Here is a 16,300-nt window from a genome sequence, read left to right on the forward strand (position 1 = left end):
GCTATGACTCGGCGTTTCAAGGGGGCACTCCAGGCCTTGCTCGCCGGTCTTGGGGCCGTGATCGCGTTTCCGGCACTGGTACTGGCGGCGGGTGACCGGTATAGCGGTGGACGCGACGACGGGTTTACGCTCGGCGCCCAGCTGCTGGCCCTGGTTCCGGGAGTCATAGGCGACGCCGCGCGCGGCGCCTACTATGGCCATACGCTCGCACTCTTCGAGACCGGTGCGACTGTCCATTTCGGGAGCTATTTCTCGAAGCGTGGGGCGCGCGTGCACGCGCGGGCCGGGATCGGGGCCTACTGCGTCATGGGCCTGGTCGATCTCGGTTCGGGGGTGCGCATCGCAAGCCGTGTCTCGATCACCTCCGGGCTCTATTATCACGGTAGCGCCGCCGGTGGCATCGGCGGCGAGGACAACGTCACGCGCGTGGTCATAGGTGCCAACACCTGGATCGGCGAGGGCGCGGTGATCGGCGCCGATGTGGGCGCCGATTGCATTGTCGGCATGGGATCGGTCGTCATCCAGACGGTCCCGGACCGTTCTACCGTCATCGGCAACCCGGCGCGCCGCGTGCCTTCGGCGGCCTGAGGGGCGAGACGTCCCTCCGAAATGAAAGTGTGCGCGACAGGACACGATGGGTTCCCTGCCCCAAGCCCCGGTCGGGGCGGCAAACGCGGCCTATCCCCATAACGGCCTGCCTGGGGGTCAGTCCATCCGGCCGTGGCGGCGGCTTTGGGAGGGTTCCTGTGGGCGTCAGGACCGCGATGCCGGTCTGCTCGCAATGGGTCTATTCTAAGATACCCGGGGCTAGACAAGCCTCGGGCGGTTAGCCTTTGATAGCTAAGCGACCTGCGTCTAGGCGGGCTCCGGCGAGAGCAGTACGCCCTTCATGGTGTCGAGGGCCTTTTTCTCGATCTGACGGATGCGCTCCGCAGAGACCCCGTATTCCTCCGCCAGTTCGTGCAGGGTCGGTTTGTCAGCCGCCAGCCAACGCCTGCGGATGATGTCCTGGCTGCGGCCATCCAGCGATACCAAGGCGTTTTGCAACCGATCCTGCTGCGAACTCTCGGCATCGGCGTGGGCGAGCAGGCTCTCGGGATTGTAGCGCATGTCCTGCAGGAAGCCCGCCGGCGATGACCGGAACTCCTCGTCGTCGCCATCGTCCTGGGCATCGAACGGCACATCCGCGTTTGCCATGCGCGACTCCATCTCCTTTACGGTCTCGGTCGGCACGTCGAGGTCGGCGGCGAGATTCGAGATCTCGCTCTCGTTCATCCAGCCGATCCGGGCGCGCGATTGCCGGAGATTGAAGAATAGCTTGCGCTGGGCCTTGGTGGTGGCGATCTTTACGATCCGCCAGTTGCGCAGGATGTAGTCGTAGATCTCGGCGCGGATCCAATGCACCGCGAACGATACCAGGCGTACGCCGTGCGCCGGGTCGAAGTGCTTGACGGCCTTCATAAGGCCGATATTACCCTCCTGGATGAGGTCGGCCTGCGGTAGGCCGTAGCCCGCGAAGGCCCGCGCCACGCGCACGACGTAACGGAGCTGGGAGAGTACGAGCTGCCTCGCGGCTTCGAGGTTGTTGTGCTCCCGGTACTCGATCGCCAGCTGCCGCTCCTGTTCGGCGTCTAGTACCGGCGCCGCGTTGGCAAGCCGCAGGTAGTGCGAGAGCCCGCCCTCGGCGCTCACATTGACGGCGACTGGCAAGGTGTGCATGGTCATGTCCTACCCCCTTCGACTGTCCGTATCGACCGTAAAGTACACTGCATTTTAGCATTCTCGCCCTGAGAGTGCTAATTTCCCGGAATAGTTCCCCGGGGTCGCGCCCGGCTCCGGCTAGATCCGGTGGGAGCGCAACGCCTGCCCCACCGCGATCCGGGCCCCCAGCCATCCGAGCAGGGCCCCCACCCCCAGAAGCCCCAGGGCCTGCCCCAGGTCCGGCCCCATCAGCTGGTAATGGGCCCCGTAGGCGCGATCGAGCGCCGCCACCGGCCCGTCCAGGGCCAGGAAGGCCGTTTCCAGGAGGATGAGCGCGCACAGCGCCCCGAGCCCCCCGGTTAATGCCCCGGCATATAAGAAGGGACGCCGGATGAAGGCATTGGTTCCCCCAACGAGGCTGACCACGGCGATCTCGTCTGCGCGGCTTGCCACCGCCGCGCGCGTGGTATTGCCGATGATAAGGATGAGCGCAAGCCCCAGTGCGACGGCCAGGATCACGACCAGCCGGTGGCCGAGGGCGAGTGCGGCATCGAGGCGTTCGACCCACGCGAGGTTGGATTGCACGTGGGCGACGCCGGGCACGACCTTGAGCTGCGCGGCCAGGCGCGCCACGCTGGCGGGCGTGTCCCCGGCAGGCGTGACCACGGCCACGCCCGGCAGCGGGTTGTGGTGCCGGAAGGCCACTGCGGTAGTGCCCAGACCGGAGGCGGCCGAGAATTCGCGCAGACCCTCGGCCGGCGAGATGTAGCGCACAGCGGCGATCCCCGGGATCCGGCGGATGGCGGCGATGGTGGCGGTATTGGATACGCCCTTCGTCAGGTAGACCGAGAGCGACCCGCGCGGCTGCAAGCCTGCGGTCAGGCGTTGCAGATTGAGGAGTCCGACATAGAGACCGGTCGGCAACACCAGGGTCACGCCGATCATGACGACGGTCAGAAACGTAGCCGCCGGACTGCGCGCGAAGTCCCCGAGCGTCCTCATGAAGACTTGCATATGACGGGTCAGGTAGGCCTTCATGGCGATCCTTCTTACGTAACCCGCGATGGCCATCGCGAGTGGGCTGTCAAGAGCGGCAGGTGGCGTGCACGGCAGGTGCTGTTGCCCGTCTCCCGCTCGCCCCTTTCATACACGTTCGCGTACCGGGCGGCAAGCCGCGGTATCCGCTAACCGTGTGGCCGGCCCCGGGGGCGGCCACCGCCGGCTTTCGTATGGAGTCGTGGGTGGCCAGGCGGGCTCGCCCGGCGCACGCCGCCGTGATCGTGACCGCGCACCGAACGGGATCATGACCCATCCGGCCACGGCCGTCAGCCGCGCCTTGCCGCTGCCAGACTACGGGTGGGCCGTCAGCCGCGATTGTCCTTGGCGAGCCTGGGCGGGCGATTTATGCGGCACTCACCATATGACCCTCGCCGAGCCGGATCACGCGTGCCTGCAAGCGTCCGATCTGGCGCAGGTCGTGGGTGGCGATCAGGACCGTGACGCCGTGGTCGTTGAACTCCTGGAAGAGGTCGATGATGTCATCGGATAAGGCGGCGTCCAGATTCCCGGTCGGCTCGTCGGCGATGAGCAGCGCCGGGCGGTGCACGAGCGCGCGTGCTATACCCACGCGTTGTTGCTCGCCACCGGACAAGGCCAGAGGAAAGCCGCGCTCACGGCCCCGCAGGCCCACCTTGTCGAGGGCCGCCAACACGCGCTTTCGTACCTCATCCCCGGTTACGCCGGCCACCAAAAGCGGCAGGGCGACGTTGTCGAACACCGTGCGTTCATTCAAAAGCCGGTTATCCTGGAAGACTACGCCGATCTCGCGCCTAAAGTGCGGCAGACGGTATGGCTTCAAGCGCGCCAAGTCATGGCCATTGACCATGACCTGGCCGCGCGTCGGGCGCTCCAGCAGACAGATCAGTTTCAGCACGGTGCTCTTGCCGGCCCCCGAGGGTCCGGTCAGGAAGGCCATCTCGCCGCGCGCCACACGGAAACTGACGTCGCTCAAGGCCTCGATCCCCAGGGGATAACGCTTGAAGACGTGCTTAAGCTCGATCATCGACGAGTTCGGCCGGCAATACCGCATCCACGAAGGAGCGGGCATCGAAGGGGCGCAGGTCATCGGCCGATTCGCCGACGCCCACGAAGTAGATCGGCAGCGCGAAACGCTTGGCGAGCGCAAACACGACGCCGCCCTTGGCGGTCCCGTCGAGCTTGGTGATGCACAGGCCGGTCACGCCCACGGCCTTATGGAATTGCTCGACCTGGGCCAGCGCGTTCTGGCCGATGCCGCCATCCAGTATCAGAAGGACCTGGTGCGGGGCGCGCGCATCGAGACGGGCGAGCGTGCGCTTGATCTTGGCGAGCTCGTCCATCAGTCCAGTCTGGGTATGCAGACGACCGGCGCTATCGATCAAAAGGACGTCCACCGCTCGTGCCCGCGCCGCCTGCAAGGCATCATGGGCGACGGCGGCGGCATCGGCCCCTCGCGGCTGACTGATCATGGCGACCTCGGCCCGGCGCGCCCATTCGCCGAGCTGCTCGATGGCCGCCGCGCGAAACGTGTCCCCGGCGGCGAGCAGGACCGATCGGCCTTCGGCGCGCAGCCGGACGGCGAGTTTCCCGATGGTCGTGGTCTTGCCGGCGCCGTTTACGCCGATCATGAGCACGATCTCGGGCTGGTGCGTGATCGGCCAGGGTTGTTCGCAGGGCGCTACGATCTCGTAGAGGATGGTGCGTAAGGCCGCATAGACGGCCTCGGTATCGCCGAGCTCCTTGCGCGACACGCGTCTTGTGATGTCGGCCATCACGGCGCTGGCGGTGTCTACGCCGAGGTCGGCGGTGATGAGCGCGGTCTCGAGGTCCTCGAGCAGCGCTGCATCCAGGGTACGCTTGCGTCCAAGGAGACTGCTGACGTTCCCACTCAAGGCCCGCCGGGTGGCGGCGAGGCGTTCGCCCAAGCGGGCGAAGACGCCCGGTTTCTCGCTCTTGTCGCCCGTCGTCTTACGAAAGAGCGCCATGCGGGCCTAGCCGGTCTTGCGGGTCAGCGCCAGATACTTCTCGTACAGGGATTCTTTGCTCTCCACGCGGTCTGGGTTCTTGGGGATGCAGTCGACGGGACAGACCTCGACGCACTGGGGGGTATCGTAGTGGCCCACGCATTCGGTGCAGGAATTCGGATCAATGCGGTATATCTCTTCGCCTGGGGAAATGGCCCCGTTTGGGCACTCCGGCTCGCAGACGTCGCAGTTGATGCAGTCGTCGGTAATCATTAAGGCCATGGCAGCCCTCCTCGATAGAGGCGCAAGTCTACCGCAACGCGGTCGTCAATGCAGCCTTCACGGCCGGGTGAACGAAGGGGCTTACGTCCCCCCCAAGGCCGCAATTTCCTTGACGAAGGACGACGACAGCGCACCGTCGCGTTCCGATGCCGGCAGGAATAGTGTCTCGACCGTGGCGTCGAGCCGGCGGTTCATGCCGGCCATCTGAAACTCGTATTCGAAGTCCGAAAGCGCACGCAGGCCGCGCACGATGACCCGCGCCCCCTGACGATGGATGAAGTCCATGAGCAAGGTATCGAAACCGATGACCGCCACCCCCGGGACCCCGGTCAAGGCCTCCTCGGCGAGCGCCACGCGCTGTGCCAAGGAAAAGAGCGGGGCCTTGCGCACATTGGCGGCGACCCCGACGATGACCCGCGGAAAGAGCGCTGCCGCGCGCCGCACGATGTCGGTGTGGCCATTGGTAAAGGGGTCGAATGTCCCCGGATAGACGACGGTGGTCACGAGTGATCCTCAGGACGTAAGTGCGGCAAGACCGAAGGCGGCGAGACCCGCGCGCCCGCGCCTATGCCACCGCAGGCCCGCCGGCAACTCGAAACCATCGGCCGCCGCGCTTTCGATATAGACAAGCCCCGCTGCCGTCAGGATGCGCCGTGCCAGGATCACGGTCAAGGCACGGGTGAGGAGGCCGCTCGCGTAGGGCGGGTCGAGAAAAACGAGATCGAAGGCCGCCGGTCCCAGGCCGGCGAGGTAGTCGAGGCCGTCGGAGGCCGTTATGATCGCTTCGGCGCCGAGCCGTTCGCGATTTTCCCGCAATGCCGCGATTGCCAGGGGGTTGCTGTCCACCAGGGTCGCGGCCGCCGCGCCCCGTGACAGCGCCTCGAAGCCCAGGGCCCCGGAGCCTGCGAACAGGTCCAGGCACCGTGCCCCGGCAAGCCACGGATTCAGCCAATTGAAGAGAGTCTCGCGCACGCGGTCGGGGGTCGGCCGCAGGCCCGGCTCGGCTGGGAAGGTCAGCAGGCGCCCCCGCCAGCGTCCGGCGATGAGGCGTACGCGTGGGCCTTTAGGCCGGCCCATCGTAATCCTTTGCCGCTACCGTGCGGGTCTCGGTACGTGCCACGAACCGCCCGGCGAGCCCCTGATAGATCGGTTCCCGGCACAGCAGCCGCGAGGTCAGGGTGGCGATGAAGGCGGCGGCCATGAGCGGAAACAGCATGGTGTTGTTGGCGGTCATTTCCATCACGATCACGAATGCGGTGATGGGGGTCTGCACCGTGCCGCTCAGATAGCTCACCATGCCAAGGATGACGGCCGCCTGCGACGCCGCGGCCGGGAACAGCCGGCCGATATCGGCCCCGAATCCGGCCCCGGTGGCGAGCGCCGGGGCAAACAGTCCCCCGGGGATGCCGCTCAGGTAAGAGGCGAGACTTGCAAGCCACTTGGTCAGCGGGAAAGACCATGGCAGGCGCGCGCCGCCCATGACCAGGGCGCGGGCCTGCGGGTAGCCTGTGCCGAAGGAGCTGCCATGCGAGATGGCCCCGAGGATCGCAATCACGAGACCTGCGATCAGCGCCAGGCGGTAGGGGTAGCGCGCGAAGGTCTCGCGCAGACGCAGACTAAGGTCGAGCACCAGGCGGCTGAAGAGGCCGCCGGCAAGGCCGCCCGTGATACCGCACGCCGGCACCAGCAGCCATTGGCCCGGCGCGAGCGTTGCCTGCGTCACACCAAAATAGGTGTAGTTCCCCTCGATGGCGACCGCCGTAAGCCCGGCGATGAGGATGGTGATGATGATCGTGCCGCTGGCGTGTTCTTCGAAGCCGCGCGCGAGCTCCTCGATCGCGAACATGATGCCGGCTATAGGGGTGTTGAAGGCCGCGGCAATACCGGCGGCGCCGCCTGCCAGTATCAGCGCGCGTTCGAGCCCGGGGCGCTTAATGCCGGCCAGCCGACCGGCGGCGGCGGTAAACGAGGCGCCGACATGGACGGTCGGGCCCTCGCGTCCGATCGAGGCGCCGGCGAACAGCCCGAGGGTCGTGAGCAGGATCTTGCCGATCGCGATACGCACCGACAGCAATCGCGAGGGTGATTCCCCGGTACGCTGCGACAGCGCCGCGATGACCTGCGGTATGCCGCTCCCCTGGGCCCCGGGAAAGAACCGGCGGGTGAGCCACAAGGACAGGACAAGCCCGGCCGGGCTTACCAGGAACGCCGCCCATGGCCAGTGCTGGTAGAGGGCCAGGAAGCTCGTGTTCGCGAGATTGCCAAGCTTCGTCAGGGCCACGGCCGAGAGCCCGACGAGCACGGCGCTTCCCCAGAAGACGATGCGCGGGGCCCAATGGCGCCCACGCACGAGCCCGCGGAACCGGCGGATCGGACGCCAGGGGCGATGCACGACGGCCCTAGGGGGCCGCGCCCAGCTGGCTGCGAATGCGACGGAACGCGGCGTGCACCGTCCGGTGCTGTTCGCTGATCTCCTCCAGGACCTGCTTTAGCTCGGCCATGCGCGCCTCGAGGGTGTCGCTGGCCTGGTGGATACGCTTGATGCTCTCCAGCCGGCGCCGCAGCTGGGCCTGGTGCTCGCGCACCTGGGACTCCATGGGCGCCATCATGTCGCGCAACCAGTCGTCGGCGTCGCGGTTGGCGCTGACATAGATCGCGCGCACCTTGCTGACGGCCGACTCGAAGAACCCGCGCACGACCGCCTTTTGTTCAGTCATGATGAGCGACAGGCCGCCCATGAACTGCTCGTGTTTTTCCTGAAGGCGCTTGATCTCGCGCGTGTAACGCATGACCGAGAAGGTCGCGGGCTTGATGTTGGCAAGCCCATGCTCCTCCTGGAACTTCTGATACACGCCATCCATCAAGGCCTTGATCTCCTGGCTGTCCTTGACCACTTCGTCCATGCGCGTGCGCGCGTACTCGAAAAACGCCTGCATGGCGGTCTTGAGACCCGCAGTCGTAAGGCAGGTCTCCATGGTTTTCTTGGTCTCCAGGATGAGCGCATCGAGCTGGCGCAGGCTGATCTTGGCGTACAACGCCGCGCTTTGCTGGGCGAAGATCGTGCGCGTGGCATGGAAGCGCTGCATGCTGCGATCGAATTCGGTCTTATCGGCGCGTACCTTGCCCATCATGTGCTCGATCACGTCCATGTTCTTGCCGTTCAGGGCACTCAGTTCACCAAAGTGTTCGCGCACGCCCTGCAGTCTCTGGGCGATGATGCGCTCCACCGAGGCCTCGACCTCGCCGAACTCATGGGCGACGGTCTGGGCGACAAGGCCGCCCTTGCTGGGCAGGAGCTCGTCGGCCAGGGCCCGTTCGAGGGCGCCGATGCCGCTGCGTTCCTCAAGGTCACGGTCACTGCGGATCTTGCCAGCCAGCGCCTTTTGCGCCGACACCGGATAGACGCGCCGTTCGGTGACGCCCAGATAGCGCGCGGTCTCGCTGACCTGGCGGGCGATCTCGTGCTCCACGTCGCGGCGGTGACGCAGATCGTCCCACAGCCCGTCGACCTTGTTCAGGACCACGAGACGCCCCTTGTGACTGCCGGCCACGTGGTCGCGCCACACCGAGATCTCCGACTGCGTCACGCCGGTATCGGCGGCCAGCACGAACAGGATGGCGTGCGCGTTGGGCAGGGTGTTCAGGGTCAGTTCCGGCTCCGCTCCCAGGGCGTTCAGTCCCGGGGTATCCAGGATCACAAGCCCTTCGGACAAAAGCGGGTGGGGAAAATTGATGAGCGCATAGCGCCAGCGCGGGATCTCGACCTCCCCTTCGGCATTGACCGTGGCGCCGGTTTTGGTGATGTCGCTGGTGACGGTGAGCCCCAGGGCGCGGGCCTCTTCCGCGGGCACCCGCTTGACCTCGGCGATGTGACGCAGGGCCTCGGCCGTATCCTGTGGGTTGTTGACATCCAGGGCGATCGTCTGCCACTCGTCGGGAAATCCCTTGAACTCTGCAATCGTAGCGCCGTTACGGCGGGTCTCGATCGGTAACAGGCGGATGCAGGCCGGACGCTCGGCCTCGTAAAAGAGTTCGGTCGGGCACATGGTCGTGCGCCCGGCGCTCGAGGGTAGGATGCGCCGGCCCTGTTCACCGAAGAACAGGGCGTTGATGAGTTCGGACTTGCCACGTGAAAATTCGGCGACGAAGGCGAGATAGAGCTTGTCGTCGCGCAGGACGTTGTGCATGCGCTCCAGGTGGAGGTCGCTGTGCGGCTGGCTCAAGCCATGCTCCACAAGCCATGTCCGCAGTTCGACTAACGCCTGCGCGAGGTCGCGGCGCCATAGCCCATAGGCCTCGAAGCGCTGCTCGATCGCTGTTTGATTCATGTCCCGCGCCCCCTGCGTGTGCGGTCTTGAGGCCGCTTGCACAGTATAGGCCAAGACGCCGCTAGTGTTGACACCTTGGGCAATAATAGCTGCTGCGCGCGCCTGCCGTCAGCCGTGCGATCGGCGCCGCGCAACGCGGGCAGGGCGCTCCGGCGCGCCCATAGACGCGCAGCTGCTGCTGAAAATACCCCGGTTGCCCGTCGCTTGCGGCGAAATCCTTCAAGGTCGTACCCCCTGCCGACAGCGCCTGCGACAGGACCGCGATTATGGCGCCGGCGAGCGCGTCATAGCGCCCCGCGCTGATGCGTCCTGCCGGCCGGCGTGGGTGGATGCCGGCCTCGAACAGGGCCTCATTGGCATAGATATTGCCGATACCGGCGACGACATGGCCGTTTAGGAGCAGGTCGCGGATGGCGACGGTCCGTCCGCGGGCCCGCTCGTGCAGGTAGCGGCCGTCGAAGCCTGCCTCGAGGGGTTCCGGGCCGAGCGTGGCGATGAGCGGGTGGGAGAGCGGGTCGTCGCTATGGAGCAAGGCCCCGAAACGGCGTGGGTCGCGCAGACGGACACGCATCCGTGGGTCGCCGGCCAATACGAGATCGAAGGGGTCGTGCGGTCCGGCGGGTGTGTCACCCACCACGCGCAGGCTCCCGGACATACCCAGATGCAGGATCAGCGCCCCGCGGTCGAGCCACACCAGCAGGTATTTGCCGCGCCGGCCGATGTCCTTGATCGTGCGACCGCGCAGGCGCGCGCCGAGATCGGGCGCGATCGGCCAGCGCAGGCGGCGATCGCGCACCACGAGATCGGCGATCCGCGCCCCGCGCATCCACGGGATGAGCCCCCGGCGGGTGGTCTCGACCTCAGGAAGTTCGGGCACCGGGGCGGATCGCGAGCAGGCGTTCGCCGATCTCCTGCGGAAAGTGATACTCGAGCCCCTGGTCCGGTCTTAGCAATACGAGCTCCGGATGGGTCGCCAGGATGTCGATGACGAGGGTATGGCGGGCCGGCGTCTTGCTGGTGCCCCGTTCATGGTAATGGATGACGACGCGTCCGGTTACGGCGGCGCCATGGTAGCGGGTGACAGACAGCGCGCGCGCGTAGCGCCACGCGTCCACGAAGCCGTTTATGCGGTCATTGGAGACCTGGGCGGGGCTTGGGGTGGCGTGCCAGATACCGTCATGGCGGGTCACCGTCAGATCCGGTAGCGAGAAGCTCACCGGATGGATGTGGTCGCCAAGCAGCCGGGTGCTCAAGAAGCTGTCGCTTGTAAGTCGGCGCGGATGGATGATCTCGGCCGGTACCAGGGCGATGGTGTGCCCGATCAAGACATAACGGAGATCCCCAAACGGCCGGCGTCGACCGATGAGGATGCGCCTGTGATTCAAGGTCACGATCGCCTGCGGTGGCGCCAGGCCAAAGGCGCCGAGCGGTCGGCTCGGCGCCGCGAAGCGGTCGTGCGGCCTGACATCGACGATGTCCGTGAGGGCCTCCACGCGAAAGCGCGCGGCGCGGGCCTTGAAGGGTTGCACGAGCTGCCAGTGCCCCGCCGTCTGGTGCAATCGGATCGTCGGCCGACCGGGGCGCGTGATCGTGATCGCGGTGATGGCCGTACTTTTGACCGGGGCGAGTCGCGGGGCCGGCGTCTGCGGCCGTGGCCCGGGCCGCGACCACAGGACCCAGGCGAGCACGCCTGCCACGACCACAAGCGCACCATTGGCAAGGCCCTGCCTCGTAAGGCTCATAGCCGCCGTCTCCGCCACCAGACCGCAACGCCGGCCCCCAGCAAGAGCAGCGGCAGCACCAGCAGGAACCCAAAGGCGATGACATCCTCCTCGGCGCTTGTGAGGGTGAGCGTGAGGTCCGGGGAGGCGCGGTTTGGGAGATTGATGAACGCGTCGTCGTGCGCAAGCCAATTGGCGAGATTCATCGCCAGCGCCAGGTTGCCGCCCTCGCCGATGTAGCTGTTGGCGGCGAAATCGCTGTCGCCCAGGACCACGAGGCGCTGCTTCCCGTTTTTATAGGGGCGCTCGAGGGCCGCGCCGATGGTGAGCGCCGAGGGTGTGATGCCGGGCGGCGGCGACACCAGGCCCGCGAGTCGTGCCTCCTGGGTCCAGGCGTCGGTGCCGGTCGCAAGGATAGGGATGGGTTTCAGGCCATGGGTGGGCTTCAGGGCGAGCGCCGCGGCGGTTGGGAACACCGTCACGAGATGCATGCCGCGCACCGGCCCGAGATTCGGATAGTGGCGGATGGCGATGAAGTCCGGGCTTGCGCCAGTGAGCAGGCTCGAGGCCGGATCAACCGCATAGCCCTTGCGCACGCGCATGCCCATCTTTACAAGGAGCGGGGAGAGGCCTTCGGCATGACCCGGTTCGAGCATGATGAGGAGGTTGCCACCGGCCTTGACGAAGTCCTGGAGCGTGGTGACCTCGCCTGCCAGAAAGCGTACGCGCGGGTCGGCGATGACCACGACGCCTTGGGTCTGCGGTGAAAGCGCGCCCTTGCTGATGTTGGCGGATGTGACGGTAAAGCCGCGCGCGCGCAGCTCCCTTGCCCATGACGACAGGCCGAGGCCGGATTGGTCCTGTACCCTGCGCTCCCCGTTTCCCGTGAGGAAGGTGAGTCGACGGATACCGGTCCGTTCAAGCCGCGCGAGGGCATTCGTGATACCACTCTCCGAGGGGCTGGACACCAGGGCCTGCCGCCCCTGGTAGCGGATCTCGAGTTCCCCGTTGAAGCCGATGTCGAGGTGGCGCACCAGGGCCGGGTGCTTGTCGGGGTTTACGAATTTCAGATGGATGTCTGAATCCACTCGCCGGTATTTGGCGATGAGTGCGTCAAGCCCTTGGCGTATCCGCGCGCCACGGGCAAAGGCTGTGATCTCCACCGGGGCATGCAGGGAACGTACGATATGCACGCTCGGCCGACTCAAGCTGTTGCGCCCGTTGGCCGTCCAGTCCGCCACGTAGTGGAAGCGGGCCGCCGCGTACAGCGCGAGCGCCGCTACTACGAGCCACAGCACCACAAAGAGTCCGCGCCCGCCGGCGGTTACCGCCCGATCCCAGTTCATCGCGTCCCCAGGCGGTCGGTTTCGAGCCGGCGCACGCTAAAGACGAGGAAGGTCGCGGTAAGCACCAGATAGTAGGCGACATTCGAGGTGTCGAAGAGTCCACGCAAAAAGGGCTCGTAATGGTTCACGATCGAGAGGTAGCCCACGAGCGCGCCGCCTGCGCCGCGTCCATGTCCGGCGTAGTCGATGATCCATAGAAAGAACACGGCCCCAAAGGTGCCCATGGCCGCGACCGCCGGATGGCGGGTCAAGGTCGACATGAAAAGCCCGATGGCGGCGAGACTCGATGCGAACAACACGAGCCCCAGCAGACCGCAGGCCAATGCTCCCCAATCGAGCCCCCCGCCTATAAGCAGAGACAGCGGCATGGCAAGGCTCATGAGGATGATGACCGCGTAGAAGCCCAAGATGCCGAAGTATTTGCCGAGCACGATCTCGGTAAGGGACGCGGGCGAAGAATACAAAAGAGTCAAGGTCCGGTTGTGACGCTCTTCGGCGATAAGCCGCATGGTGGCAAGCGGTGTGATGAGCAAAAGCAGGACGCCGGCGTTGCCGAGCAAGGGGGTCGCGACAAGCGTCGTGAGGCCGGGCGCGTTCGGCAGTGTGGTGAGACGTCCCTCTATCATGAGAAACAAGTTCACATGTCCCAGGAACAATCGCGCCAGTATGATCTGCGTGACTCCGAGGATGACGAAGGCAAGCGGCGACAGAAACAGCGCGCGCCACTCGCGCCAGGCGATGGTGCGTATCATGCCGCCTCCGGCGATTCGCCTGTCAATTCCACAAATATCGATTCGAGCGTGGAATGCTCGGGGTTGATCTCGCGCAATCCCCAGTCTTGCTCTATGGCGAGCCGCACGATCGCGTCGGTCGGATCGGCGCCCGGCTCGTGGAGGATGCGCACGCGGCCATCATCGTCCACCGTCACCGAACGTACCCCCGTGAGTTTGCCGATGGCATCCAGGTTCGGGGTCCTGCGAAATGCGGCGATGAGCGCCTGCGACTCCATGCGCGCCATGAGCGTATCGATGTTCTCGCTTAGCACCAGTCGGCCCTTGTGGATGATCTGAACGCGGTCGCAGCTCGCCTGCACCTCCGGCAGGATGTGTGTCGACAGGATCACGGCGTGCTCGCGGCCGAGTTCGCGAATGAGGGCGCGGACCTCGCGGATCTGGATGGGGTCGAGACCCACGGTCGGCTCGTCTAGTATGACCACGTCCGGATCGTGGATGATCGCCTGCGCGAGCCCCACGCGTTGCTGGAAGCCCTTCGACAGGTTGGCGCTAAGCCGCCCGCCGACGTCGCCGAGCCCGCAGCGCGCCTTGGCGCGCTCGCGCGCCGCGCGCCGCGCCTTGCGCGGAATGCGCCGCAGCGCGGCCGCGTAGTCGAGATATTCGTCGACCGTGAACTCCCGGTACAAGGGCGGGTATTCCGGCAGGTAGCCGAGGTGTGCCTTGGCCTTTTCAGGGGCCTCATGCATATCATGTCCGGCAATCAGGACGCGGCCCGACGACGGCGCGAGGTTGCCGCTTAGCATCTGCATGGTGGTGGTTTTGCCCGCGCCGTTGGGGCCGAGAAAGCCCAGCACCTCGCCGCGACGTATCACAAAGCTCATGTCCGACACGGCCGCGTGGCGTCCGTAGAAGCGCGTGACCGCGTCGGTCTCGACGAGGACCTCGGGATTGCTCATGATCTCACCTGGGTCCCGCTCTGCATAGGCGGCATTAAAGGCCGAGGGCGGCTTTTTGTCAACGGAGCGCGGGCGATGTCCGCTGACACCGACGAGCGGCATTTTCTCGCGTCCCGGGTGCGTTTGCGCGGGGTCGCTCTTTCGCCGCCGCGTGCTTTTGGCGACAATACCACCCGGTTTCCGTTACCAAGGGATCAATGTCCGTGAAAGTCCGAATCGAGCCAAGCGGCCACGAGTTCGACACCGCCCCCGGAGAGACGCTGCTCGAGGCGGCCGTGCGCGAAGGCTTCCATCTGCCCTACAGCTGTCGCAACGGCGCATGCGGGACCTGCAAGGGACGCATCCTGTCGGGCACCGTCACCCATCAGCCCTACGAGGCCAAGGCCTTGAGCGAGGCCGAGCGGGCCGCCGGACTGTCGCTCTTTTGTCGCGCACTGCCCGAAGGCCCCGTCGTGATCGAGGCGCGCGAGATCGGGGTCGCGAAGGACATCGTCATAAAGGTCCTACCCTGCCGTGTGGCGCGCATGGAGAAGCTCGCTCCGGATGTCATGCGGCTTTTCCTGAAGCTCCCGCAAAACGAGCGGCTCCAGTATCTGGCCGGCCAATACATCGATATCCTTTTGAAGGACGGACGCCGTCGCGGCTTCTCGATCGCCAACAGCCCGGCGGCCGACGAATTCCTGGAGCTGCACATCCGCCATGTCCCGGGCGGACTATTTTCAGGGCACGTCTTCAACACCATGCAGGAGCGCGCGCTATTGCGCTTCGAGGGACCGCTCGGCACCTTCTTCCTGCGCAAGGAGTCCGACAAGCCCGTAATCCTCATGGCGGCCGGCACCGGCTTCGCGCCGATCAAGGCGATCGTCGAGCAGAGTCTCATCGAGGGAAGTAAGCGGCCGTTGTCCCTCTACTGGGGCGCGCGCACGCGCGCCGACCTCTATCTCCATGATCTCGCGCTCGGATGGGCAGCCGAACATGCGCATATCCGCTATACCCCGGTGTTGTCGCGACCCGGCTCCGAGGATGCCTGGGAGGGGCGGACGGGCTATGTCCAGGAAGCGGTCGCCGCCGACTGGCCGGACCTCTCGGGTTTCGAGGTGTACGGCAGCGGGCCGCCGCGCATGATCGAGGCGGCCAAGGGGGTGTTGGCGTCGCGGGGTCTGCCGGCAGACGCCTTCTTCTATGATGCCTTCGAGTACGCCCGGGACCCCGTGCCGTCGCCATGAGCAGCCTCCACGCACACCATGGGCACGGGCATCATCACGAGGCCCACGATCATGATCACGGCCATGAGGCCCCGCGCGAAGGCCGCGGTCTGTGGATGTCGCTGGCGATGACCGCGGCCTTCGCGGTGATCGAGGCCGGTACCGGACTCATGGCCCACTCGCTCGCGCTCTTGAGCGATGCCGGTCACATGCTGTCGGACACGCTCGCGCTCGCCTTGTCGCTGTTTGCGGTGTGGATGGGGCGTCGGCCGCCGTCGGCGCGCCACTCCTACGGTTTTGCGCGCACCGAGATCATCGTCGCCTTCGTGAACGGTCTCGTGCTTCTTGCGGTCGTGACCGCGATCGTGATCGCCGCCGTCCGCCGCCTTCAGCACCCGGAAGCGGTGGCCGGCGGGGCGGTGATGGCGGTGGCTGCGCTTGGCATCCTCATGAATGGCGGCGTGGTCTATGCTTTGAGCCGCGAGCGCCACACGCTGAACACCCGTAGCGCGATCCTCCATGTATTGGGGGATCTGCTGGGATCGGCGGCGGCCCTGGTGGCCGGCGCCGTGGTCTACTTCACGGGCTGGGACCCGATCGACCCTATCTTATCGCTCGTGATCTCCGGACTCATCCTGTACTCGACCGTGCAGCTCTTGCGTGAGACCCTCAATGTCCTCATGGAGGGGGTGCCAAGCCACCTCGATCTGCGCGCGGTCGGTCGCGCGCTCGCCGAGGTCCCGGGCACGATATCCGTGCACGATCTGCATATCTGGACCCTGTCATCGGGGACCATGGCATTGTCGGCACATGTGGTAGTGGACGACCTCGATCACTGGCGCGGGCTCCTGGCCGTCATGCAGGATCTTCTGCGCGAGCGCTTCGATATCGATCATGTAACCCTGCAGCCCGAAGTCCTGGACGTAGCCCTCACCCATGGCCGTCCGGTCATCCCCATCCACCCTCGGTCCTCATAAACCTGGATCCGGCAGTCGAAGTGGGCGCTACCCAGACGGGGCTCGATT

16 protein-coding genes and 1 pseudogene are annotated in these 16,300 nt (G+C 66.0%); 3 read left to right on the plus strand and 14 right to left on the minus strand.

The features are described from left to right. Positions 1 to 3 precede the first annotated feature (3 nt). Positions 4 to 588, plus strand: coding sequence for an acyltransferase (locus C4900_RS01660; RefSeq protein ID WP_114282200.1), 585 nt, complete (start codon positions 4 to 6; stop codon positions 586 to 588). Between the two features lie 267 nt (positions 589 to 855). On the opposite strand, the gene rpoH is transcribed toward C4900_RS01660, so the two are convergent. The 14 genes and pseudogenes from rpoH to C4900_RS01730 form a co-directional block, all read right to left on the minus strand. Continuing rightward, a complete protein-coding gene (gene rpoH / locus C4900_RS01665) occupies positions 856 to 1,725 on the minus strand; it encodes an RNA polymerase sigma factor RpoH (RefSeq protein ID WP_114282201.1) in 870 nt (289 codons plus the stop codon). Positions 1,726 to 1,839: 114 nt separating this feature from the next. Next, entirely contained in the window at positions 1,840 to 2,739 is a 900-nt protein-coding gene (gene ftsX, locus C4900_RS01670) for a permease-like cell division protein FtsX (protein WP_147267100.1), read from the minus strand. A gap of 364 nt (positions 2,740 to 3,103) precedes the next feature. Beyond that, on the minus strand, positions 3,104 to 3,763 hold the full coding sequence (ftsE, locus tag C4900_RS01675; protein ID WP_065971494.1) for a cell division ATP-binding protein FtsE: 660 nt from the start codon (positions 3,761 to 3,763) through the stop codon (positions 3,104 to 3,106). Beyond that, a complete protein-coding gene (ftsY, locus tag C4900_RS01680) occupies positions 3,750 to 4,724 on the minus strand; it encodes a signal recognition particle-docking protein FtsY (protein ID WP_065971495.1) in 975 nt (324 codons plus the stop codon). Before ftsY ends, ftsE begins: the two co-directional genes overlap by 14 nt. A 6-nt stretch (positions 4,725 to 4,730) precedes the next feature. Next, positions 4,731 to 4,985: a YfhL family 4Fe-4S dicluster ferredoxin gene (locus tag C4900_RS01685; RefSeq protein ID WP_110135891.1), complete on the minus strand. Its 255-nt coding sequence runs from the start codon at positions 4,983 to 4,985 to the stop codon at positions 4,731 to 4,733. 28 nt (positions 4,986 to 5,013) lie between these two features. Further along, positions 5,014 to 5,489, minus strand: a pseudogene (gene coaD, locus C4900_RS01690) (pantetheine-phosphate adenylyltransferase). 9 nt (positions 5,490 to 5,498) lie between these two features. Further along, on the minus strand, positions 5,499 to 6,062 hold the full coding sequence (gene rsmD / locus C4900_RS01695) for a 16S rRNA (guanine(966)-N(2))-methyltransferase RsmD (protein WP_114282203.1): 564 nt from the start codon (positions 6,060 to 6,062) through the stop codon (positions 5,499 to 5,501). Then, positions 6,049 to 7,377 carry a chloride channel protein gene (locus C4900_RS01700; RefSeq protein ID WP_211306714.1) on the minus strand — a complete coding sequence of 443 codons (1,329 nt, stop codon included), beginning with the start codon at positions 7,375 to 7,377 and terminating at the stop codon, positions 6,049 to 6,051. The genes rsmD and C4900_RS01700 overlap by 14 nt, the downstream gene beginning before the upstream one ends. A 7-nt stretch (positions 7,378 to 7,384) precedes the next feature. Then, complete coding sequence (locus tag C4900_RS01705; RefSeq protein WP_147267101.1) at positions 7,385 to 9,313, minus strand: dynamin family protein; 1,929 nt, start codon at positions 9,311 to 9,313, stop codon at positions 7,385 to 7,387. Between the two features lie 61 nt (positions 9,314 to 9,374). Further along, a complete protein-coding gene (mutM, locus tag C4900_RS01710) occupies positions 9,375 to 10,190 on the minus strand; it encodes a bifunctional DNA-formamidopyrimidine glycosylase/DNA-(apurinic or apyrimidinic site) lyase (RefSeq protein WP_065971499.1) in 816 nt (271 codons plus the stop codon). After that, positions 10,174 to 11,055: a hypothetical protein gene (locus C4900_RS01715; protein ID WP_065971500.1), complete on the minus strand. Its 882-nt coding sequence runs from the start codon at positions 11,053 to 11,055 to the stop codon at positions 10,174 to 10,176. The genes mutM and C4900_RS01715 overlap by 17 nt, the downstream gene beginning before the upstream one ends. Then, positions 11,052 to 12,380: a GldG family protein gene (locus tag C4900_RS01720; protein ID WP_114282206.1), complete on the minus strand. Its 1,329-nt coding sequence runs from the start codon at positions 12,378 to 12,380 to the stop codon at positions 11,052 to 11,054. The genes C4900_RS01715 and C4900_RS01720 overlap by 4 nt, the downstream gene beginning before the upstream one ends. Then, entirely contained in the window at positions 12,377 to 13,132 is a 756-nt protein-coding gene (locus tag C4900_RS01725; RefSeq protein ID WP_114282207.1) for an ABC transporter permease, read from the minus strand. The genes C4900_RS01720 and C4900_RS01725 overlap by 4 nt, the downstream gene beginning before the upstream one ends. Then, positions 13,129 to 14,070 (minus strand): ABC transporter ATP-binding protein, encoded by a 942-nt coding sequence (locus C4900_RS01730; protein ID WP_065971503.1) that lies wholly within the window; start codon positions 14,068 to 14,070, stop codon positions 13,129 to 13,131. The genes C4900_RS01725 and C4900_RS01730 overlap by 4 nt, the downstream gene beginning before the upstream one ends. Positions 14,071 to 14,267: 197 nt before the next feature. Here C4900_RS01730 and C4900_RS01735 point away from each other — a divergent pair, with 197 nt between their 5' ends. Continuing rightward, on the plus strand, positions 14,268 to 15,296 hold the full coding sequence (locus tag C4900_RS01735) for a CDP-6-deoxy-delta-3,4-glucoseen reductase (RefSeq protein WP_065971504.1): 1,029 nt from the start codon (positions 14,268 to 14,270) through the stop codon (positions 15,294 to 15,296). Next, a complete protein-coding gene (locus C4900_RS01740; RefSeq protein WP_065971505.1) occupies positions 15,293 to 16,252 on the plus strand; it encodes a cation diffusion facilitator family transporter in 960 nt (319 codons plus the stop codon). Before C4900_RS01735 ends, C4900_RS01740 begins: the two co-directional genes overlap by 4 nt. Positions 16,253 to 16,300 lie beyond the last annotated feature (48 nt).

The organism is Acidiferrobacter thiooxydans (genome assembly GCF_003333315.1).
Classification (GTDB): Bacteria; Pseudomonadota; Gammaproteobacteria; order Acidiferrobacterales; family Acidiferrobacteraceae; genus Acidiferrobacter; species Acidiferrobacter thiooxydans.

Excerpts from the sequence above, each read along its gene's own strand:
- C4900_RS01660 (WP_114282200.1), top strand. The coding sequence starts at position 4 with ATGACTCGGCGTTTCAAGGGGGCACTCCAGGCCTTGCTCGCCGGTCTT.
- C4900_RS01715 (WP_065971500.1), bottom strand. The coding sequence starts at position 11,055 with ATGAGCCTTACGAGGCAGGGCCTTGCCAATGGTGCGCTTGTGGTCGTG.
- ftsX (WP_147267100.1), bottom strand. The coding sequence starts at position 2,739 with ATGAAGGCCTACCTGACCCGTCATATGCAAGTCTTCATGAGGACGCTC.
- rpoH (WP_114282201.1), bottom strand. The coding sequence starts at position 1,725 with ATGACCATGCACACCTTGCCAGTCGCCGTCAATGTGAGCGCCGAGGGC.
- ftsE (WP_065971494.1), bottom strand. The coding sequence starts at position 3,763 with ATGATCGAGCTTAAGCACGTCTTCAAGCGTTATCCCCTGGGGATCGAG.
- C4900_RS01685 (WP_110135891.1), bottom strand. The coding sequence starts at position 4,985 with ATGGCCTTAATGATTACCGACGACTGCATCAACTGCGACGTCTGCGAG.
- C4900_RS01730 (WP_065971503.1), bottom strand. The coding sequence starts at position 14,070 with ATGAGCAATCCCGAGGTCCTCGTCGAGACCGACGCGGTCACGCGCTTC.
- C4900_RS01725 (WP_114282207.1), bottom strand. The coding sequence starts at position 13,132 with ATGATACGCACCATCGCCTGGCGCGAGTGGCGCGCGCTGTTTCTGTCG.
- C4900_RS01705 (WP_147267101.1), bottom strand. The coding sequence starts at position 9,313 with ATGAATCAAACAGCGATCGAGCAGCGCTTCGAGGCCTATGGGCTATGG.
- ftsY (WP_065971495.1), bottom strand. The coding sequence starts at position 4,724 with ATGGCGCTCTTTCGTAAGACGACGGGCGACAAGAGCGAGAAACCGGGC.
- rsmD (WP_114282203.1), bottom strand. The coding sequence starts at position 6,062 with ATGGGCCGGCCTAAAGGCCCACGCGTACGCCTCATCGCCGGACGCTGG.
- C4900_RS01720 (WP_114282206.1), bottom strand. The coding sequence starts at position 12,380 with ATGAACTGGGATCGGGCGGTAACCGCCGGCGGGCGCGGACTCTTTGTG.
- C4900_RS01735 (WP_065971504.1), top strand. The coding sequence starts at position 14,268 with ATGTCCGTGAAAGTCCGAATCGAGCCAAGCGGCCACGAGTTCGACACC.
- C4900_RS01740 (WP_065971505.1), top strand. The coding sequence starts at position 15,293 with ATGAGCAGCCTCCACGCACACCATGGGCACGGGCATCATCACGAGGCC.